The organism is Cupriavidus sp. SK-4 (genome assembly GCF_000611125.1).
Taxonomy (GTDB): Bacteria; Pseudomonadota; Gammaproteobacteria; order Burkholderiales; family Burkholderiaceae; genus Cupriavidus; species Cupriavidus necator.
The window spans coordinates 1-605 of the sequence record NZ_JFJW01000194.1 but is presented as its reverse complement, the minus strand read 5'-3'; the positions used below and the strand labels follow the sequence as shown (position 1 = coordinate 605).

The following is a 605-nucleotide window of genomic DNA, read 5'->3' as shown; positions in this document are numbered from 1 at the left end:
TGCTCTTTACCTGAAACCCGCCACGATACCACCCACTTGAGATTCAAAAGAGGCCTATTTTTAGCGAAAAACCTTGACTCAGTTCTCATCATAGAAGTCAGTATGACTCCCCTGGAGCAAGGAGGGCTGGCCCGCCGCGAGGAATCAAACGCGGGTTAGCATGACTGCCAGAGCCGCACGGTGTGGACAGTGCCACACCCGGCGATTTCCAGCGCGGAGGCCAGCATGGAAAACGATATCACTTTGTATGTCGATCTGGACGTCCATAAGGACTCGAACCCGAACATTGCGGTGGTCGCAGTGGCCCGCAAACTGAGCGGATTCATATGGGATATCAGCCAGCTCGCGATGTCGCTTGCCGTACCGAACGAAGCGCGGGCAGCGTAACCCAGGCCGGTATCAACCTATCTGACACTACTGTGAGGCCAGTTTCCTGAAGGCGGCGTAGCCCGGCACACGAGCAACCCGCGGGTCTGCTAGGCAACGGATTGCATCCGACTTGCGACGTTAGATAGCGGCAGGCTCATTGGGCGGACCTCTGTAATGCGGTAACCAACCCGCGGATATCAGCATGAGGAGCCTGTCAGATTTCTTGTGTGTTGAGG

At 56.2% G+C, this 605-nt stretch carries 1 protein-coding gene; it reads left to right on the top strand.

Annotated elements, in window-relative coordinates:
* Window positions 1-225: 225 nt before the first annotated feature.
* Window positions 226-387 carry a hypothetical protein gene (locus CF68_RS37840; protein WP_200872630.1) on the top strand — a complete coding sequence of 54 codons (162 nt, stop codon included), beginning with the start codon at window positions 226-228 and terminating at the stop codon, window positions 385-387.
* Window positions 388-605 lie beyond the last annotated feature (218 nt).